This window comes from Streptomyces sp. NPDC006296, from assembly GCF_040613235.1.
GTDB lineage: Bacteria > Actinomycetota > Actinomycetes > Streptomycetales > Streptomycetaceae > Streptomyces.
Map to the genome: position 1 here is coordinate 89,270 of NZ_JBEXRT010000024.1, position 19,143 is coordinate 108,412.

14 protein-coding genes and 1 tRNA gene are annotated in these 19,143 nt (G+C 69.8%); 8 read left to right on the plus strand and 7 right to left on the minus strand.

Going from position 1 to position 19,143, the window contains the following annotated elements; genetic code table 11:
- Positions 1-5 precede the first annotated feature (5 nt).
- From ABZ172_RS18670 to ABZ172_RS18680, 3 genes are read left to right on the plus strand one after another with little or no spacing between them, the layout of a single operon-like run.
- Positions 6-1,844: a branched-chain amino acid ABC transporter permease gene (locus tag ABZ172_RS18670; protein WP_356884812.1), complete on the plus strand. Its 1,839-nt coding sequence runs from the start codon at positions 6-8 to the stop codon at positions 1,842-1,844.
- 5 nt (positions 1,845-1,849) lie between these two features.
- On the plus strand, positions 1,850-2,767 hold the full coding sequence (locus tag ABZ172_RS18675) for an ABC transporter ATP-binding protein (protein ID WP_356884813.1): 918 nt from the start codon (positions 1,850-1,852) through the stop codon (positions 2,765-2,767).
- The gene (locus tag ABZ172_RS18680) at positions 2,764-3,480 is read left to right on the plus strand and encodes an ABC transporter ATP-binding protein (protein WP_356884814.1); all 717 of its coding nucleotides are present in this window, start codon (positions 2,764-2,766) and stop codon (positions 3,478-3,480) included. The genes ABZ172_RS18675 and ABZ172_RS18680 overlap by 4 nt, the downstream gene beginning before the upstream one ends.
- 73 nt (positions 3,481-3,553) lie before the next feature.
- Here the strand turns inward: ABZ172_RS18680 and ABZ172_RS18685 are convergent, their stop codons facing one another.
- Positions 3,554-4,210 (minus strand): response regulator, encoded by a 657-nt coding sequence (locus tag ABZ172_RS18685; protein WP_356884815.1) that lies wholly within the window; start codon positions 4,208-4,210, stop codon positions 3,554-3,556.
- Positions 4,211-4,310: 100 nt separating this feature from the next.
- On the opposite strand from ABZ172_RS18685, the gene ABZ172_RS18690 reads away from it, so the two are divergent.
- Positions 4,311-4,383 (plus strand) — tRNA-Leu (locus tag ABZ172_RS18690).
- 111 nt (positions 4,384-4,494) lie between these two features.
- On the plus strand, positions 4,495-5,274 hold the full coding sequence (locus ABZ172_RS18695) for a helix-turn-helix domain-containing protein (RefSeq protein ID WP_356884816.1): 780 nt from the start codon (positions 4,495-4,497) through the stop codon (positions 5,272-5,274).
- A gap of 6 nt (positions 5,275-5,280) precedes the next feature.
- Here ABZ172_RS18695 and pyk read toward each other — a convergent pair whose 3' ends face one another.
- Entirely contained in the window at positions 5,281-6,714 is a 1,434-nt protein-coding gene (gene pyk / locus ABZ172_RS18700) for a pyruvate kinase (protein ID WP_356884817.1), read from the minus strand.
- Positions 6,715-6,972: 258 nt separating this feature from the next.
- On the opposite strand from pyk, the gene ABZ172_RS18705 reads away from it, so the two are divergent.
- On the plus strand, positions 6,973-8,784 hold the full coding sequence (locus tag ABZ172_RS18705; protein WP_356884818.1) for a 5'-nucleotidase C-terminal domain-containing protein: 1,812 nt from the start codon (positions 6,973-6,975) through the stop codon (positions 8,782-8,784).
- A 68-nt stretch (positions 8,785-8,852) separates the two neighbouring features.
- Here ABZ172_RS18705 and ABZ172_RS18710 read toward each other — a convergent pair whose 3' ends face one another.
- From ABZ172_RS18710 to ABZ172_RS18730, 5 genes are all read right to left on the minus strand, one after another.
- Positions 8,853-10,283: a SidA/IucD/PvdA family monooxygenase gene (locus ABZ172_RS18710; protein WP_356884819.1), complete on the minus strand. Its 1,431-nt coding sequence runs from the start codon at positions 10,281-10,283 to the stop codon at positions 8,853-8,855.
- Positions 10,280-11,680: a pyridoxal-dependent decarboxylase gene (locus ABZ172_RS18715; protein ID WP_356884820.1), complete on the minus strand. Its 1,401-nt coding sequence runs from the start codon at positions 11,678-11,680 to the stop codon at positions 10,280-10,282. Before ABZ172_RS18715 ends, ABZ172_RS18710 begins: the two co-directional genes overlap by 4 nt.
- 413 nt (positions 11,681-12,093) lie before the next feature.
- On the minus strand, positions 12,094-14,643 hold the full coding sequence (gene pepN / locus ABZ172_RS18720; protein ID WP_356884821.1) for an aminopeptidase N: 2,550 nt from the start codon (positions 14,641-14,643) through the stop codon (positions 12,094-12,096).
- Between the two features lie 214 nt (positions 14,644-14,857).
- Entirely contained in the window at positions 14,858-15,211 is a 354-nt protein-coding gene (locus tag ABZ172_RS18725) for a chorismate mutase (RefSeq protein WP_356884822.1), read from the minus strand.
- Between the two features lie 167 nt (positions 15,212-15,378).
- Entirely contained in the window at positions 15,379-16,158 is a 780-nt protein-coding gene (locus tag ABZ172_RS18730) for a serine protease (protein ID WP_356884823.1), read from the minus strand.
- 722 nt (positions 16,159-16,880) lie between these two features.
- Here ABZ172_RS18730 and ABZ172_RS18735 point away from each other — a divergent pair.
- Both ABZ172_RS18735 and ABZ172_RS18740 read left to right on the plus strand, forming a co-directional pair.
- Positions 16,881-17,807 carry a hypothetical protein gene (locus ABZ172_RS18735; protein ID WP_356884824.1) on the plus strand — a complete coding sequence of 309 codons (927 nt, stop codon included), beginning with the start codon at positions 16,881-16,883 and terminating at the stop codon, positions 17,805-17,807.
- 38 nt (positions 17,808-17,845) lie between these two features.
- The gene (locus tag ABZ172_RS18740) at positions 17,846-18,940 is read left to right on the plus strand and encodes an ankyrin repeat domain-containing protein (protein WP_356884825.1); all 1,095 of its coding nucleotides are present in this window, start codon (positions 17,846-17,848) and stop codon (positions 18,938-18,940) included.
- Positions 18,941-19,143: the final 203 nt, after the last annotated feature.

Sequence of the window (19,143 nt, forward strand, 5' to 3'; positions counted from 1 at the left end):
TGACCATGACGACCACCACCGAGACAACCCCGGTCATCGCCCTCCCCACGGCAGCAGCACGCGCAGCCACCACCGGAGGCGCCGCACTCACCATCGCCTCCACCTTCCTCGCCTGGACCTACACCGACGCCTTCCCCGGCGACCTCACCGTCTACGGATACCCCGGCGGCCTCCAGGTCCTCACCCTCATCGGCGCAGCACTCACCCTGCTCCTCGCCATCGCCGGCTACGGCATACGCGGCCTCGGCTGGGTCAACCCCTCCCGAAGCAACAACGCGGTCTTCCTCGCCGCCCTCGGCGCCTTCGCCACCACCTGGTTCACCACCATCGCGATCGCCGTGGACCTCGGCGGACTCGCCAACCTCGAACCAGGCGGCTTCGTCGCCATGGTCGTCTCGCTCCTCACCGCGATCAGCGCCCTCGGCCTGCCCCTCGACCGGCACACCAAGGAATCGCTGCCCCAGTGGAGCTGGCCGAGCTTCATCGCGCTCACCATCATCACCGGCCTCATCACCTACCCGCTCTGGCGCTACATCCGCCTCGGCTCCAGCCCACGCGAAATCCGACGCGCCAAAGCACTCCCCTCCTGGGCCGAGATCCTCATCATCGCCGTCGCCTTCGGCATCGCACTCCACGTCTTCACCTACGGCATCGACACCGAATACGCCGAACTCTTCATCGGCTACGTCATCGCCGTCGCCTTCGGCTTCACCGCACTCACCCGGGCCGGACTCATCGCCCGCGTCACCGCGCTGACCTCGAAACACCGCAACGTCACCCTGTGCGCCGCCCTCGTCGCAGCCTTCTGCTTCCCCTTCACCCAGCAGAACGAGGAATACGCCCTCATCGGCGCCAACATCCTCATCTTCGCGACCGTCGCACTCGGCCTCAACGTCGTCGTCGGCCTCGCCGGCCTCCTCGACCTCGGCTACGTCGCCTTCCTCGGCGTCGGCGCCTACGCCGCAGCACTCGTCTCCGGCAGCCCCCTCTCCCCCATCGGCGTCCAATTCCCCTTCTGGGCCGCCGTCCTCACCGGAGCCGCCGCCTCACTCGTCTTCGGCGTCGTCATCGGCGCCCCGACACTGCGCCTCCGCGGCGACTACCTCGCCATCGTCACCCTCGGATTCGGAGAGATCTTCCGGCTCACCGTCAACGCCCTCAACGGCGTCAGCGGCCCCGACCTCACCAACGGCTCCCAGGGCATCCCCAGCATCCCCGACCTCAACCTCCTCGGCTTCGACTTCGGAACCAGCCACGACATCGGCGCCTTCACCCTCGGCAGGTCGGCCAACTACTACCTGCTGATGCTCCTCTTCACCGCCGTCGTCGTCCTCATCTTCCGACGCTCCGGAGAATCCCGCATCGGCCGCGCCTGGGTCGCCATCCGCGAGGACGAAACCGCAGCCACCGCCATGGGCATCAACGCCTTCCGGCTCAAACTGCTCGCCTTCGCCCTCGGCGCCACCCTCGCCGGCCTCGCCGGAACCGTGCAGGCACACGTCTCCTACACGGTCACCCCCGAGCAGTACCAGTTCGCCGGATCCGTACCGCCCAACTCCGCGTTCCTCCTCGCCGCCGTCATCCTCGGCGGCATGGGAACCCTCAGCGGCCCCCTCGTCGGCGCCGCACTCCTCTACCTCATCCCGGCCAAACTCCAGTTCATGCAGGACTACCAGCTCTTCCTCTTCGGAATCGCACTCATCCTCCTGATGCGCTTCCGCCCCGAAGGCCTCGTCGCCGACCGCAGGAAGCAGCTCGAATTCCACGAGACCGGCCAACTCGACGTACCGCCGGACACCCCACTCACCGAAACAGCCGCCGGCACCACGAAGGCGGGGGCGTGACCACCATGACCACAACCGACGCACCCACCACCGGCACCACCGTCCTCGACGCGAGCGGCGTCACCATGCGCTTCGGCGGCCTCACCGCCGTCCGCAACGTCGACCTCACCGTCAACGCAGGCGAGATCGTCGGCCTCATCGGACCCAACGGCGCCGGCAAAACCACCTTCTTCAACTGCCTCACCGGCCTCTACGTCCCCACCGAGGGCAAGGTCAGCTACAAGGGCACCGTCCTGCCGCCCAAGCCCCACCTCGTCACCCAGGCAGGCATCGCCCGCACCTTCCAGAACATCCGCCTCTTCGCCAACATGACCGTCCTGGAAAACGTCCTCGTCGGACGCCACACCAGGACCAAAGAAGGCCTCTGGTCCGCCCTCCTGCGCCTCCCCGGCTACAAGAAAGCCGAGAACGCCAGCCGCGAACGCTCCATGGAACTCCTGGAGTTCATCGGACTCGCCGACAAGGCCGACCACCTCGCACGCAACCTCCCCTACGGAGACCAGCGCAAGCTCGAGATCGCCCGCGCCCTCGCCAGCGACCCCGGCCTCCTCCTCCTGGACGAGCCCACCGCAGGCATGAACCCCCAGGAAACCCGCGTCACCGAAGAACTCATCTTCGCCATCCGGGACCAGGGCATCGCCGTACTCGTCATCGAGCACGACATGCGGTTCATCTTCAACCTCTGCGACCGCGTCGCCGTCCTCGTCCAGGGCGAAAAACTCGTCGAAGGCACCGCACCCGTCGTCCAGGGCGACGAACGCGTCGTCGCCGCCTACCTCGGCACCCCCTTCGAAGGCGCCCCCGGCGCCGAGGAAGCCGCCGAGGTCGCAGCCGCCGAAGCCTCCGCAGCCGGAACCGGCACCACGACAACCACCACACCCGACACCCCCACCCACCACACCGAAGAGGAGGACACCCGATGACCGCACTGCTCGAGGTCGAGGACCTCCGCGTCGCCTACGGCAAGATCGAAGCCGTCAAAGGCATCTCCTTCACCGTCGAAGCCGGCCAGGTCGTCACCCTCATCGGCACCAACGGCGCCGGCAAGACCACCACCCTGCGCACCCTCTCCGGACTCCTCAAGCCCTCCGGCGGACGCATCCTCTTCGAGGGCAAACCACTCGCAGGCATCCCGGCACACAAGATCGTCTCCCTGGGCATCGCCCACTCCCCCGAGGGACGCCACATCTTCCCCCGGCTCACGATCGCCGAGAACCTCCTCCTCGGCGCCTACCTCCGCAGCGACAAGGCAGGCATCGAGAAGGACGTCCAGCGCGCCTACGAACTCTTCCCCATCCTCGGGGAACGCCGGAAACAGGCCGCCGGAACCCTCTCCGGAGGCGAACAGCAGATGCTCGCCATGGGACGCGCACTCATGTCCCAGCCCAAACTGCTCATGCTCGACGAACCCTCCATGGGCCTCTCCCCGATCATGATGCAGAAGATCATGGAGACCATCGTCGAGCTCAAGGCCTCGGGCACCACCATCCTGCTCGTCGAGCAGAACGCCCAGGCCGCCCTCTCCCTCGCGGACCAGGGCCACGTCATGGAGGTCGGCAAGGTCGTCCTCTCCGGCACCGGCGCCGACCTCCTCCACGACGAGTCGGTCCGCAAGGCCTACCTCGGCGAGGACTGACCACCCCCGCACACGGAGAAGGGCCTGCCCCCGGTCACCCGGGGACAGGCCCTTCTCCACGCACACCGACCGCCTACTCCGCGGACTTCTTCTTCTCCTCGGCATCCTCGATCAACGCCTCGGCCAACTGCTGCATCGACATCCGACGGTCCATCGACGTCTTCTGGATCCAGCGGAACGCCGCCGGCTCGGAGAGCCCGTAATCCGTCTGCAGAATGCTCTTCGCCCGGTCCACCAGCTTCCGGGTCTCCAGCCGCTGCGACAGATCCGCGATCTCACCCTCGAGCGCCTTCAGCTCCGCGAACCGCGACACCGCCATCTCGATGGCCGGGACCACATCGCTCTTGCTGAACGGCTTCACCAGATACGCCATCGCCCCGGCGTCCCGCGCCCGCTCCACCAGATCACGCTGCGAGAACGCGGTGAGCATCAGAACCGGAGCGATGGACTCCTCGGCGATCCTCTCCGCGGCGGAGATCCCGTCGAGCACCGGCATCTTCACATCGAGGATCACCAGGTCCGGCCGGTGCTCCCGCGCCAGCTCGACGGCCTGCTGACCGTCCCCGGCCTCACCGACGACGGAGTAGCCCTCCTCCTCCAGCATCTCCTTGAGGTCGAGGCGGATGAGCGCCTCGTCCTCGGCGATGACGACGCGGGTCGTCAGCGGCGGGACGTGCGACTTGTCCTCGTCGGCGGCGTCTACGGGCTGGGGCGACTCGGGGGTGGTCACGGGGCTCCTTGATCAAGACAGGGGTGCAGCTCCCAAGAGCCTACCTAGTTACGGTATGTTTGAGGCACGGAGGGTCTTCCGCATCCTTCGTTTCGAAGGAGCCCCGGTAGCCCAGCGGTAGAGGCCATGGATTCAAAACCCATACAGCGTCGGTTCGAATCCGACTCGGGGCACTTCTCCTTCATTTCCAAGGTTTAGAACCTTATTGGCGATCTTCATCCTTGACGGTGAACATTCCTTCGAGTCCGGCAGATGCCTGCGAAGATCGCACAAGAATCCGCCGCATGGAACAGCACAGTCCATCATTGCGCGACGAAGCCCTGAAGCTCTTGCGGAGCGGCGTCACCAACAGGGCCGCGTCGGAGCTGCTCAACGTTCCCCGCGGGACGATCGGCTGGTGGCTGCACGAGGACCGCAAGACACGAGGGGTCCGGCACAGGCAACCCACGGACTGCCCCATCTGCACCGGCCGGGATTTCGACCGGCCGGCATACGCGTATCTCCTGGGGCTTTACCTCGGTGATGGCCACATCATCTCCAAGCCCAAGCAGCATCACCTGTCGATCTTCTGCGGGGACACCTGGCCCGGGCTTATCGACGAGGCGGAATCCGCCATGCGCAAGGTAATGCCCCTGCCACGCACCGGGCGTCGGCACAAGGGGGGTTGCGTCGAGATCAAATCCCATACGCGGCACTGGACGTGCGTCTTCCCGCAGCATGGGCCCGGCAAGAAGCACGAACGCCCGATCGTCCTGGAATCCTGGCAGCAGGACATCGTTGACGCGCACCCGTGGGAATTCGTCCGGGGCCTGGTCCACTCCGACGGCTGCCGGACCATGAATTGGACCACCCGCCTGGTCGGCGGTGAGCGCAAGCGCTACGAGTACCCGCGCTACTGGTTCACCAACGCCTCCGACGACATCCGCACCCTCTACACCGACACCCTGGACAAGCTGGGCATCGATTGGACCCACTGCACCCGGGCGGGCAAGAGGTACAACATCTCCGTAGCCCGACGGGCGTCCGTGGCTCTCATGGACGCTCACGTCGGGCCCAAGTACTGACGACGGTCACTCGGGACTGTCGTCCTCGCCGATGTGGTGCACCCGTACGAGGTTCGTGGAGCCGGCCACTCCGGGCGGCGAGCCGGCCGTGATGACCACGATGTCGCCCTTGCGGCAGCGGCCGATGCGCAGCAGTTCTTCGTCGACCTGGGCGACCATCGCGTCGGTCGAGTCGACGTGTGGTCCGAGGAAGGTTTCGACGCCCCAGGTCAGGTTGAGTTGTGCGCGGGTGGCGGGGTCCGGGGTGAAGGCGAGGAGGGGGATCGGGGAGCGGTAGCGGGAGAGGCGTTTGACCGTGTCGCCGCTCTGGGTGAAGGCCACCAGGCAGGTGGCGCCGAGGAAGTCGCCCATTTCGGCTGCTGCGCGGGCGACGGCGCCGGCTTGGGTGCGGGGTTTGTTGCGTTCGGTGAGGGGTGGGAGGCCTTTGGCGAGGATGTCTTCTTCGGCGGCTTCGACGATGCGGGCCATGGTGGCGACGGTTTCGACGGGGTAGGTGCCGACGCTGGTTTCGCCGGAGAGCATGACGGCGTCGGTGCCGTCGATGATGGCGTTGGCGACGTCGGAGGCTTCGGCGCGGGTGGGGCGGGAGTTGTCGATCATCGAGTCGAGCATCTGGGTGGCGACGATGACGGGTTTGGCGTTGCGTTTGGCGAGTTTGATGGCGCGTTTCTGGACGATCGGGACGTGTTCGAGGGGCATTTCGACGCCGAGGTCGCCGCGGGCGACCATGATGCCGTCGAAGGCGGCGACGATGTCGTCGATGTGGTCGACGGCTTGGGGTTTTTCGACTTTTGCGATGACGGGGAGGCGGTGGCCTTCTTCGTCCATGATGCGGTGGACGTCGTCGATGTCGCGGCCGGTGCGGACGAAGGAGAGGGCGATGATGTCGGCGCCGGTGCGGAGGGCCCAGCGGAGGTCGTCGATGTCTTTGTCGGAGAGGGCGGGGACGGAGACGGCGACGCCGGGGAGGTTGAGTCCTTTGTGGTCGGAGACCATGCCGCCTTCGATGACGGTGGTGTGGACGCGGGGTCCGTCGATGTCGGTGACTTCGAGGGTGACGCGGCCGTCGTCGATGAGGATGCGTTCGCCGGTGGTGACGTCGGTGGCGAGTCCGTGGTAGGTGGTGCCGCAGGTGTGGCGGTCGCCTTCCATGGGTTCGACGGTGATGGTGAAGGCGTCGCCGCGTTCGAGGAGTACGGGGCCTTCGGCGAAGCGGCCGAGGCGGATCTTCGGCCCTTGGAGGTCGGCGAGGATTCCTACGCTGCGGCCGGTCTCTTCGGAGGCTTTGCGTACGTGACGGTAGCGCTCTTCGTGTTCTGCGTAGGTGCCGTGGCTGAGGTTGAGGCGGGCGATGTCCATTCCCGCTTCGACAAGGGCCTTGATCTGGTCGTATGTGTCGGTTGCGGGTCCTAGGGTACAAACGATTTTTGCTCGGCGCATGGTTCGAGCCTAGACCTTACCTCTGAGTAGGTATTTGTCTCCGGGTGACTGGTCAACGGCCTTTGGGTTAAGGGCTTTTGCGGACTGTTTATTGGTGCGGAGGCGCGCTCCGATGAGCGTGCGCCGGGGTCGGTCGGGTGGGGCGGCGGGGTGCGGGGTGGTTGCCGGTCACCAGATCGAAACCTGTTCGGGGTGTTGCGGGTGGGGGTGGCTGAGCCAGAATCTACGCGCGTTGTTCGCTCGAACGAGGAGTCAAGGATGCCGTTGAACCGTAGGACGTTTCTGAGCCGCTCGGCCGTGGCCGGTGCGGGTGTGACGCTGGCCGGCGGGGTCGGGGCGGGGCCGGCGGCGGCGTCGGGGCCGAAGGGCCACGGTCACGGGCGTCCGCCGAAGCGGTACTCGTTCACGGTGATGGGGACGACGGATCTGCACGGGAACGTCTTCAACTGGGACTACTTCACGGACAAGGAGTTCGACGACAAGGCGAGCAACGACGTCGGCCTGGCGAAGATCTCGACGCTGGTGAACCGGATTCGTGAGGAGCGTGGGCGGCGCAATACGTTGCTGATCGACGCGGGTGACACGATCCAGGGGACGCAACTGTCGTACTACTACGCGAAGGTCGATCCGATCACGGCGCGGCGTGGTCCGGTGCATCCGATGGCGCAGGCGATGAACAAGATCGGTTATGACGCGGCGGCGCTCGGGAATCATGAGTTCAATTACGGGATTCCGGTGCTGCGGAAGTTCGAGGAGCAGTGTGATTTTCCGCTGCTGGGTGCGAATGCGTTGGATGCGAAGACGTTGCGGCCGGCGTTCGCGCCGTATGTGATCAAGCGGGTGCGTACGCCGCACGGCCGTGATGTGCGGGTGGCGGTGCTGGGGCTGACGAATCCGGGTATCGCGATCTGGGACAAGGCGAATGTGGGCGGGAAGATGGTGTTCCCGGGGCTTGAGGAGCAGGCGGCGAAGTGGGTGCCGAAGCTTCGTTCGATGGGTGCGGACGTGGTGATCGTGTCGGCGCATTCGGGGTCGTCGGGTACGTCGTCGTACGGGGATCAGTTGCCGTACGTCGAGAACGCGGCGGGCCTGGTGGCGGAGCAGGTGCCGGGGATCGATGCGATTCTGGTGGGTCACGCGCATTCGGAGATTCCCGAGTACTTCGTGGCGAACAAGGAGACGGGGAAGCAGGTCGTTCTGTCGGAGCCGTTGAAGTGGGGGCAGCGGCTGACGCTGTTCGACTTCGATCTGGTGTGGGAGAAGGGCCGCTGGGTGGTCGAGAAGGTCGGCGCTTCGGTGCTGAACTCGAACACGGTGGAGGAGGATCCGCGGATCACGTCGTTGCTGGGTGCTGAGCACCGGAAGGTGGTGGCGTATGTGAATCAGGTGATCGGTACGTCGGTGGCGGCGATGTCGACGGCGGATGCGCCGTGGAGGGACGAGCCGGTCATCGATCTGATCAATGTGGTGCAGGCGGAGACGGTGAGGTCGGCGCTGGCGGGTGGGGAGTATGCGGCGTTGCCGGTGCTGTCGCAGGCGGCGTGTTTTTCGCGTACGGCGGCGATCCCTGCGGGTGAGGTGACGATCAAGGACGCGGCGGGGCTGTATCCGTTCGAGAACACGCTGGAGGCGCGGCTTCTGACGGGTGCGCAGTTGAAGGACTATCTGGAGTTCTCGGCTAGGTATTACGTGCAGACGGCTGCGGGGGCGCCGGTGGACACGTCGAAGTTGACGAATGCGGAGAACATTCCGGATTACAACTACGACGTGGTGTCGGGTGTGACGTATGACATCGATATCGCGAAGCCGGCTGGTTCGCGGATCGTGGGGTTGTCGTTCGAGGGGGCGCCGGTGGATCCGGCGGCGCAGTTCGTGTTCGCGGTGAACAATTACCGTGCGAGTGGTGGCGGTAATTTTCCGCATGTGCCGGGTGCGAAGCAGTTGTGGGCGAATTCGGATGAGATCCGGAACACGATCATCGGGTGGGTTCAGGCGAAGGGGTCGGTGGATCCGGCGGAGTTCGCGTCGGTGGACTGGCGTCTGACGCGGGACGGTGTGCCGGTGTTCTGATCCGGTTGTCGGGTCGGTGGTGGTGTGGGGCGGCCGTTCTCCTTCGGGAGGGCGGCCGCCTCGGTGTGTCAGTGGTCGTGTGCGAGGGGGGTGAGTGAGCTGCCTTGGCGGGGGATGGCGGGGGTGGTGTGGGGGGTGAGGCCGAAGGTGGTGAAGGCGGTGCGTTGTGGGAGGGGGTAGTGGGTGGTGCCGGTGAGGTTGTTGAGGATGGTGGCGCTGCGCCAGGCGGCGAGTCCGAGGTCGGGGGCGCCGACTCCGTGGGTGTGGCGTTCGGCGTTCTGGACGTAGATGTTGCCGGTGAGGGTGGGGTCGAGGTCGAGGCGGAAGTCGGTGTGGATGCGGGGGCGTCCTTGGGTGTCGCGGCGGATGTGGGGGGCGATGCCGTTGAGGAGGGTGTCGAGGGGGCGTTCGCGGTAGCCGGTGGCGAGGACGACGGCGTCGGTGGTGAGGCGGCTTCGGGTGGCTTGTTGGGTGTGTTCGAGGTGGAGTTCGATGCGGTTGCCGCTGCCGGAGATGCGGCCTGCGGTGCGGACGCTGATGCCGGGGGTGAGGGTGGCGTCGGGCCAGCCGCCGTGGAGGGTGCGTCGGTAGAGCTCGTCGTGGATGGCGGAGATGGTGTCGGTGTCGATGCCTTTGTGGAGTTGCCACTGTCGGGGGACGAGGGTGTCGCGGGTGTGTTCGGGGAGTGCGTGGAAGTAGCGGGTGTAGTCGGGGGTGAAGTGTTCGAGGCCGAGTTTTGAGTACTCCATGGGTGCGAAGGCTTCGGTGCGGGCGAGCCAGTGGATCTTTTCTTTGCCGTGGGGGCGGGCGCGGAGGAGGTCGAGGAAGATCTCGGCGCCTGACTGGCCGGAGCCGATGACGGTGATGTGGTCGGCGCGGAGGAGTTCTTCGCGGTGGTGGAGGTAGTCGGCGGAGTGGATGACGGGGGTGCCGGGTGCTTCTGCGAGGGGGCGCAGGGGTTCGGGGACGTAGGGGGCGGTGCCGACTCCGAGGGCGATGTGGCGGGTGTGGGTGTGGCCGGGGGTGTGTGGTTGGCCGTCGGGGCCGATGCGGGTGTAGTCGACTTCGTAGCGGGCGTGGTCGGGGTTCCAGTGGACGGCGTCGATCTGGTGGTTGAAGTGGATGGTGGGGAGTTGTTCGCTGACCCAGCGGCAGTAGGCGTCGTATTCGGCTCGGTGGATGTGGAACTGCTCGGCGAAGTAGAAGGGGTAGAGGCGTTCGTGGTGGCGTAGGTAGTTGAGGAAGGTCCAGGGGCTGGTGGGGTCGGCGAGGGTGGTGAGGTCGGCGAGGAAGGGGACTTGGAGGGTGGCGCCTTCGATGAGGAGGCCGGGGTGCCAGTGGAAGGCGGGGCGTTGTTCGTAAAAGGCGGTGGTGAGGGGGGTTCCGTGGGTGGTGGGGATGCGGTGGGCGAGTGCGGCCAGGGAGAGGTTGAAAGGGCCCAGGCCGATGCCGATGAGGTCGTGGGTCCGGTCGCCTTCGGGGGTGGTCCGGTCGGTCATCGGGGGGTGCTGCCTTCCTTGGTGGCGCCGGTGTGGGCGTGGGTGACGAGGGTGAGGAGGCGTTGGAGGTCGTCGGGGGTGGTGTGGGGGTTGAGGAGGGTGGCTTTGAGCCAGAGGCGGTGGTCGGCGTGGGCGCGGCCGAGGACGGCGTGGCCGTGGTGGAGGAGGGTGCGGCGGATGGTGGCGACGGTGGTGTCGTCGGTGTGGGTGGGGCGGAAGAGGACGGTGCTGATGGTGGGGCGGTCGTGGAGTTCGAGGGTGGGGTGGGCGTCGATGAGGTCGGCGAGGTGGTGGGCGGTGGCGATGGTGAGGTCGATGAGGTCGGCGAGTCCGTCGCGGCCGAGTGCTTGGAGGGTGACGGCGATCTTGAGTGCGTCGGGTCGTCGGGTGGTGCGGAGGGAGCGGCCGAGGAGGTCGGGGAGTCCGGCTTCGGTGTCGTCGTCGGCGTTGAGGTAGGGGGCGTGGTGGTGGAGGGGGGCGAGGTCGTGGTGGTGGGGGACGGCGAGGATGCCGGCGGATGCGGGTTGCCAGCCGAGTTTGTGGAGGTCGAGGGTGACGCTGTGGGCGCGGTGGAGGCTGCGTAGGGCGTGGCGGTGGGTGGGGCTGAAGAGGAGGGGGCCGCCGTAGGCGGCGTCGATGTGGAGTTCGGCGTTGTGGGTGGTGGTGAGGTCGGCGATGTCGGTGAGGGGGTCGATCTGGCCGGTGTCGGTGGTGCCTGCGGTGGCGGTGACGAGGAGGGGGCCGTCGTTGTGGAGGAGGGCGTGGTGGAGTGCGGTGAGGTCCATGACGCCGGTGGGGGCGGGGATGACGATGGGTCGGGGGAGGCCGAGGAGCCAGGCGGCGCGGGTGATGCTGTGGTGGGCGTTGGCGGCGCAGATGGTCTGGACGGGGCCGTGGCGTTCGCGGGCGAGGAGGAGGGCGAGTTGGTTGGCTTCGGTGCCGCCGGTGGTGATGAGGGCGTCGGGGTGGGGGGTGTGGGGGTAGATCTCGGTGGCGAGTGCGGTGGTGAGGCGGGTTTCGAGGGCGGAGGCGGCGGGTGCCTGGTCCCAGGAGTCCATGGAGGGGTTGAGGGCGGAGGCGGCGAGGTCGGCTGCGGCGGCGAGGGCGAGGGGTGGGGTGTGGAGGTGGGCGGCGCAGTGGGGGTGTGCGGGGTCGGCGGCGCCTTCGGCGAGTGCGGTGACGAGGGTGCGGAGGGCGTGGTGGGCGCCGGTGCCGTGGTCGGGGATGAGGGGGCCGGTGGTGTGGTGGAGGTGGTGGGTGACGGTGTCGGGGCCGCCGGCGGGGAGGGGGCCGTCGCGGCGGGTGGCGCCGTCGTGGAGTGCGGTGAGGACGGTGTCGATGAGGGGGCGCAGGTGGGCGGGGCCTGCTGTGCCTCCGGCGAGGGGCGGGGTGGGCATGGGTGATGTGGTCCTTCGGGGGCGTGGGGGCGGTCGGGCCAGCTTGTCCGGATTGCGGAGGGGGCGGCCGAAGAGCCCAACGATCTGAACCCGAAAGGGGTACTGCGGCCTGGTGTGGCGGCGGTGGGGTCGGTGGGGCTGGTAGGGGCTGTGCCGTGATTCGTGGCGGGTGGTCCGCCGGGGATCACGGGCGAGCTCTCGGTGGGTTCGTTGCTCGTGTGGTGGTGCCCGGCCTCGGAGTGCGGTGAGGCCGGGCACGGTTGTTGCGGGTGCCGGTGGTGGGCGGGCCGTCGGCGGGTACGGTCCGGCGGCCGGGGTGGGGTGGGCCCGGGGTGCGGTGGGCCGGTTCCGGCGGCCCTGGTTGCGGTGGGTCGTGGGTGGTGGGTTCCCGGTGCGGTGGGGACTCCCCCGCCTCAGTGGGCGTCGCGTACGGCGAGTGCGCGGCGGAGGTCGTCGAGCTGGTCGGTGAGTTTGCGGCGCAGGGCGGGGGTGAGGGCGGGGTCGGTGAGGGCCTGTTCGCCGAGGTGGATGCTGGCGGGGTCGACGGCGTGGGCGGGGAAGGCGTGGCGGCCGGCGGCTTCGGCGATGGCGGGGCCGCGGCGTGCGGCGAGCTCGATGGCGTCGGGGTAGTAGCGGGCGACGTAGGGGTGGAGGAGTTCGCTCTGTTCGGGCTGCCAGAAGCCTTGTGCGGTGGCGGTGAAGAGGTAGTTGGAGAGGGTGTCGTCGGTGAACATCGCCTGCCAGGCGGCTGCTTTGGCGTCGGCGGTGGGGAGGGCGGCGCGGCAGCGGGCGGCGCCTTCCTGTCCGGTGGCGCTGGGGTCCTTGTCGAGTTCGCGGGTGATGGCGGTGTCGTCGGTGGCGCCGAGGACGGCGAGGCGGGTGAGGATGCGCCAGCGGAGTTCGGGGTCGAGTTCGGGTCCGCCGGGGACGGTGCCTTCGCGGAGCCAGTCCTGGATGGTGTCGGGCTGGGTGGCGGCATCGATGAAGTGGCGTACGGCGGTGAGGCGGAGGCCGGGGTCGGGGCTTCCGGGGGTGGTGCCGGGGCCTTGTTCCCAGTCCTTGGCGGTGAGTCCTTCGGTGCGGCGCAGCAGGTCGCGGCAGAGGGAGGTGAGGGTGGCGAGGGCGGTGGGGCGGTCCTGGGGCGGGAGGTAGCGGTCGGCGATCTGGGTGGCGGCGAAGCCGAGGACGCCGTGGACGAGGGCGAGGTCGGTCTCGTGGGGGAGGTGGGTGCGGGCGGCGGTGAGGTGGACGGTGGGGTGGAGCTGGCCGTCGCGGACCATGTCGCGGGCGGTGTTCCAGATGAGGGCGCGGGTGAGGGGGTCGGGGATGCCGGAGAGGTGGGTGAGGGCGGTGTTCCAGGAGTCGGGGTCGAGGCGGATCTTGGCGTAGGTGAGGTCCTGGTCGTTGAGGACGACGAGGTCGGGGCGGAGGCCGGGCCGGGTGGTGGGGGTGCCGTTCTGGGGGACGTCGATGTCGAAGTGGGCGCGTGGGGTGAGCTGGTCGGCGCCGGTGTGGGTGTCGAGGCTGTGGTCGTAGGTGCCGACGGTGATGCGGTGGGGGCGGTTGCCGGTGCGGTCGACGGTGAGGTTCCAGCTGTGTCCGGTGTTCTCGACGTGTGCGGTGAGGGTGTCGATGCCGGTGGTGCGGAGCCAGGCCTGGGCCCAGGTGTGGACGTCGCGGTCGGTGGCGGTGGCGAGGTTGTCGATGAAGTCGGCGAGGGTGGCGTTGGCGAATCTGTGGCGGGCGAAGTGGGTGTTGATTCCGGCGAGGAAGTCCTTCTCGCCGAGCCAGGCGACGAGTTGGCGGAGTGCGGAGGCGCCCTTGGCGTAGGAGATGCCGTCGAAGTTGAGGAGGGCGGAGGCGGTGTCGGGGACGGCGTCGGGGTCGGGGGCGACGGGGTGGGTGGTGGGGCGCTGGTCGGCGTCGTAGCCCCAGCCCTTGCGGGCGACGCCGAAGTCGGTCCAGGTGCCGGTGAAGCGGGTGGCTTCGGTGAGGGTCTGGTAGCCCATGTACTCGGCGAAGGACTCGTTGAGCCAGATGTCGTCCCACCAGGTGAGGGTGACGAGGTCGCCGAACCACATGTGGGCCATCTCGTGGGCGATGACCATGGCGCGGGTCTGGCGTTCGGTGTCGGTGACGGCGGAGCGGTAGATGAATTCGTCGCGGAAGGTGACGAGTCCGGGGTTCTCCATGGCGCCGGCGTTGAATTCGGGGACGAAGGCCTGGTCGTAGGAGTCGAAGGGGTAGGGCTCGTCGAACTTCTCGTGGTAGCGGTCGTAGCAGGCGCGGGTGATGTCGAGGATCTCGTCGGCGTCGGCGTCGAGGTGGGGGGCGAGGGAGCGGCGGCAGTGGATGCCGAAGGGGAGGCCGGCGTGGTGGGTGGTGACGGAGTGCCAGGGGCCTGCGGCGACGGCGACGAGGTAGGTGGAGATGGGTGGGGTGGGGGCGATGGTCCAGCGGCCTTCGGGGGTCCGGGTGGTGGTGCCGTTGCCGAGGACGGTCCAGCCGGTGGGTGCGGTGACGGTGATGTCGAAGACGGACTTGAGGTCGGGCTGGTCGAAGGCGGCGAAGACGCGTTGGACGTCTTCCATGAAGAGCTGGGTGTAGACGTAGGTCTCGCCGTCGGCGGGGTCGGTGAAGCGGTGCATGCCTTCGCCGGTGCGGGAGTAGCGCATGGTGGCGTCGACGGTGAGCTCGTGGGGGCCGGCGGTGAGGCCGTCCAGGGGGTAGCGGTTGCCGTCGAGGTGTGCGGGGTCCAGCGGTCGTCCGTCGAGGCTGAGGGAGCGCAGGGTGTCCGGCTTGATCTCGACGAAGGTGTCCCCGGCCGTGTGGGCGGTGAACCGGACGGTGGTCCGGGAGTCGAAGGTCTCCTCACCCGTGGTGAGGTCGAGTTCGACCGTGTACCGGTGTACGTCGAGGAGTTGGGCGCGGGTCTGCGCTTCGTTGCGCGTCAGTACGGACATGGCGCCCATGCTGCCGTACGGGTCCGGGGACCCGCAGTGGGGTTCTCGCAGGGCTGACGGCGGGCCGCCGGACGTGGGGGCGTGCCCGGGCGGGTCGGGTGCGCGGGTCGGGGTGCGGGAGCGGCCCGGGCGGGCCTTCGCGTCCGGCGTGCCCCGGGCCGGGCGCCGGGCCGGGCCGGGTGGGAGGGGCCGGGCCGGTCGGCCGGTGGCGGGGTCAGGCGTCGGGGCCCGCGGATCCCTCGTGGGTGGGTCCCTCGCCGGTGGATTCCTCGGCGATGCGCTCGTGGTGGCGGATGACCTCGGCGACGATGAAGTTCAGCAGTTTCTCGGCGAAGGCGGGGTCCAGCCGGGCGCTCTCGGCGAGTTCGCGCAGCCGGGCGATCTGGCGGGCCTCGCGGGCGGGGTCGGCGGGCGGCAGGTGGTGGGCGGCCTTGAGGTGGCCCACCTGCTGGGTGGCCTTGAACCGCTCGGCGAGCATGTGGACGACTGCGGCGTCGATGTTGTCGATGCTTCCGCGCAGCCGGTTCAGTTCGGCGGTGACGTGCTCGTCGATGTCGCTCGTGGTCATGGTCAGCGAGCTTAGGGCCTCGGGTGGGGCGGTGTGCGGCGGGTGTCCCGGTCGCTCACGGGTCTGTCCGGAAGGGTGCGGCTGTGCGGGCGGGGTGCGGACGAACGGGACCCGGGGGCGCCCGTCAGGAACGGGCGCCCCCGGGAAGGTGGCGGAGCGGGACGGGGTCAGAGCGTCGAGGCGGCCGAGGCTATGGCGGAGGCGAAGGTCGACACCTGGGTGTAGACGCCGGGGTAGCCGGGCTGGGCGCAGCCCTGGCCCCAGCTGACGATGCCGACCTGGATCCAGGCTCCGGCGTTGTCCTTGCGGAACATCGGGCCGCCGGAGTCACCCTGGCAGGTGTCGACACCGCCGGTGCTGACGTATCCGGCGCAGATCTCCTCACCGGGGACGAGGTCGCTGCCGTAGGACTGCTGGCAGGTGGCGTCGGAGACGAACGGGACGGTGGCCTTCAGGAGGTAGCGCTGCTGGCTGCCGCCCTCGGTGGCGGCGCCCCAGCCGGCGACGGTGAAGGTGCCGCTGTCGTAGGCGGTGGTGGTGGCGATCTTCAGGGTGGGCTGGTTGATGGGCTGGGCGAGCTTGATCAGGGCCCAGTCCTTGCCGACGCCGTTGTAACCGGGGGCCTGGAGGACCTTGGTGGAGCGGACCTTGACGGCGGAGGACGACTGGAGGTCGACGGCTCCGGCGGTGGCGGTGATGGAGGTGTTGTTGCCGGATCCGCTGACGCAGTGGGCGGCCGTGAGCACGACGGTCGGGCTGTAGAGGGCGCCGCCGCAGCCCATGGAGAGCCGGACCATGAAGGGGAATTCGCCCTGGGCGGCGCGGGTGCCGCCGACGACGGGCGCGGGGGCGGCGGAGGCGCCGCTCGCGGGCTGGAGGCTGAGGGTGGCGAGTGCCACGGCGGCGATGACGGAACATCTCTTGAACGCGCGCAGGAGGTGCTTCACGGGATGGCCTGCTTTCGTGTGGGGGGTCAGGATGGAAGTGGCGCTGCAGGCGTGCGGGTGTGCTTGTCCTGGTCAGGGGCATGAACCGACCACTTCTCGGCATGTCCTCGACAAGGAGGATCCGATTATCGGGAGGCGGTCACCGCTGTCACAAGGCAGGAATTCCGGCCACGCTCCCCGTGCGTGCTCCGAGCGGCCGCACCGCGCCCGCCAGCGGGTTCCGTGCCGTGCACCGGCCGGACGCACCCCGTACGGCGGCCGGTTTCGTTCGTTCCTGCCCCGGATGCCGAGGGCGCGCGGTACCCGGGAGCGGGACGCGTTCGCTCCGGCGGCACCGGGAGGAGCGGGCGGAGAGCGGGAGCGGGCGGGTCTCCCCCGCCGGTGCGGAACCGGGCCCGGTGCGGGAGCGCCGCCGCCCCACGGCGGCGCGGCTCGGTGCGGTACGGCGCGGCGCGCCTCGGTACAGGGGCCCGGACGGCGCGGCACCGCGCGGGCACGGCTCGGCGGAGTACGGCGCGACGCGGTACCGGGAGGCGCGGACGCCCGGTGGGATCCGGACCGGAGGACCGGCACCGTCCCGGCGCGTCGGACGCGCCATCCCCGCTCGGCGGGGAACCTCCGCATACTGGAGGTGGCCGGACGGCGCGGTGCGCGGGCGTCGTCCGCGCGGTGCGCCCGCCGGGGACGGCGGGTCGGCCCGCGGGCGAAGGTCCGTCGAGCGCATGGATGGGGGTGCGGTCGTGAGCGACGGCAGGAGCGGCGGCGGGAGTCCGGTCGTCCACGGCTTCCCGCACCTCGACGCGGTCCGGTCCGCGATCACCGCGCTCTACCGGCGGCTCTCCCCCGACGGCGTGCTCGCGTACGCCACGAGCCTCGCTCCGGCGGAGGCCGCGTTCTCCGACGTGGACGACCTCCATCTCGGGTCCCAGCGGGTGGCCGCGGCGCTGGTCCGGCACCTCCGGCTGCCGCAGGCCCGGGTCGTCGTCGGATTCCGGCGGATGGAACACGCCGCGAGTGTCGAACTCACCGCCGGCCCGGAGTACTTCGTCGAGCTCAACGAGAGGTTCCGTACGCACCGCAGGGACATCGGCGCCGCGCTGGCGCACGAGATCACCCATGTGCTGCTGCACCGGCTGGGCCTGGAGCTTCCCGGTACCCGGGACAACGAGATCCTGACGGACACGGTGACGACGTATCTCGGTGCGGGCTGGCTCCTGCTGGACGCCTTCCGTGAGGACGCGGTCTCCAGCCAGAAGCTCGGCTATCTCACGCCCGAGGAGTTCGGGTACGTGCTCGCCCAGCGCGCGGCGGTCTTCGGTGAGGACCCGTCGGTGTGGTTCACCAGCCCCCAGGCGTACACGGCGTACACCAGGGGCCGGGCCGAGGCCGAGCGTGACCTGCGGCGGCCGCCGCTGACGGCCGCGGGGTGGGCGGGCAGGCGCCGCTACGCGAAGGACCGCCGGTACGCGGCCGAGCACCCGGGCTCCGCCCCGGATCCGTCCGTCCCGTACGCCTTCGAGGGCGGGGCGGACGGTCTGCGGGTGTCCTTCCGGTGTCCCACCTGCCACCAGCGTGTCCGGCTGCCGGTCCGGGGCCGGACCCGGGCCCGGTGCGGACTGTGCCGCACCGTCCTGGAGTGCGACACCTGAGACGACGGCGGCGACCGGGCCCACCGTAGGGTCGGTGTATGACGAACGGTCCGGTGGGAGGTGCCAGGAGCCTCTTCGAAGCGCTGTACGGCGACGAGAACGCGGTCGTACGGGCGCTCCGCGCGGGCGCCTCCGCCGAGTCGTGCGACGAGGAGGGGACGACCGCGCTCTACCTGGCCTGTGTGCAGGACCTGCCCGGCGCGGTGCGGCTGCTGCTGGCGGCGGGCGCGGACCCGGACAGGGCGAGCGGCCCGGAGGCGGGCGATCTCCCGCTGTGCGGGGCGGCGTGCGGGGGCCATGCGGAGGTCGCCGGGGCGCTGCTGTCCGCCGGGGCCGATCCGGACCTGCGCGAGGAGTTCGGTTTCACCGCGCTGCGCTGGGCGGCGGGCCTGGGGCACGCACGGGTCGCGGAGGTCCTCCTGGACCACGGGGCCGACCCGGACCTGCCCGGCCCGCAGGGCGAGGCCCCGCTGCTGGTCGCGGCGCGGCGCGGGTCGGCGCACACCGTGCGGACCCTGCTCCGGCACGGCGCCGGCGGCCTGTCCCCCGCGCTGGCGGAGGCCAGGCGCATGCTCGGCGTGGACGTGGAGCAGGAGCTGCGGGACGCGCTGCGGCGCGCGTACGGGGAGCACCCGGACACGGTGCACCGTACTCGGGTGGACGGCGGGGTGGCCGTCACGGTCGAACTCCTGCGGGACGGCGAGCCGTTCGCCGGCCGGGACGGGCAGACGGGGCACGGGGCGATCATGACGCTCCTGGAGGACGCGCTGGACGTGCGGGCCCCGTTCGAGGAACTGGCCGTGCGGGCGCTGCGGGGCGGGGGCCCCGGGCTGGACAACTGGCTGGAGCCGGTCCGGGCGCTGTGCCTGCGCGGCGACGAGGAGACGTTCCAGGCGGCGGCCGCGTGGACGGCGGCCGGGGATCCGCTGCGGCGGGCGTTGGGCGCGGACGTGCTGGGAGGGCTCGGCCGCCACACCGGCGGCGGGCCGTTCGCCGAGCGGGCCGTACCCCTGCTGCGTGAGCTGGCCGGGTCCGCGGACCCGGCACCGGCCGGAGCGGCGGCACGGGCCCTCGCCGGGTACGAGGCCCCGCCGATGAGCGAGCAGGAGCACGGGGCCCCGCCCGCCGGCTGAGGAGCCGGACGCGGAGCCGGACAGGATGCGCGTCACGCACGAGAAACGCCGGGCGTACGACACAGGCGTGGCGCGCGGGACACGCGCAGCGCACAAGACAGGCGTGGTGACCGGCGGAAGGGCCGGTGCCCCCCCACCCGGGCTGAGGGCGCCCGCCGGGCCCGGCCCGCGGGGGGGGGCCGGGGCCCGCGGCCCCCCCGCCC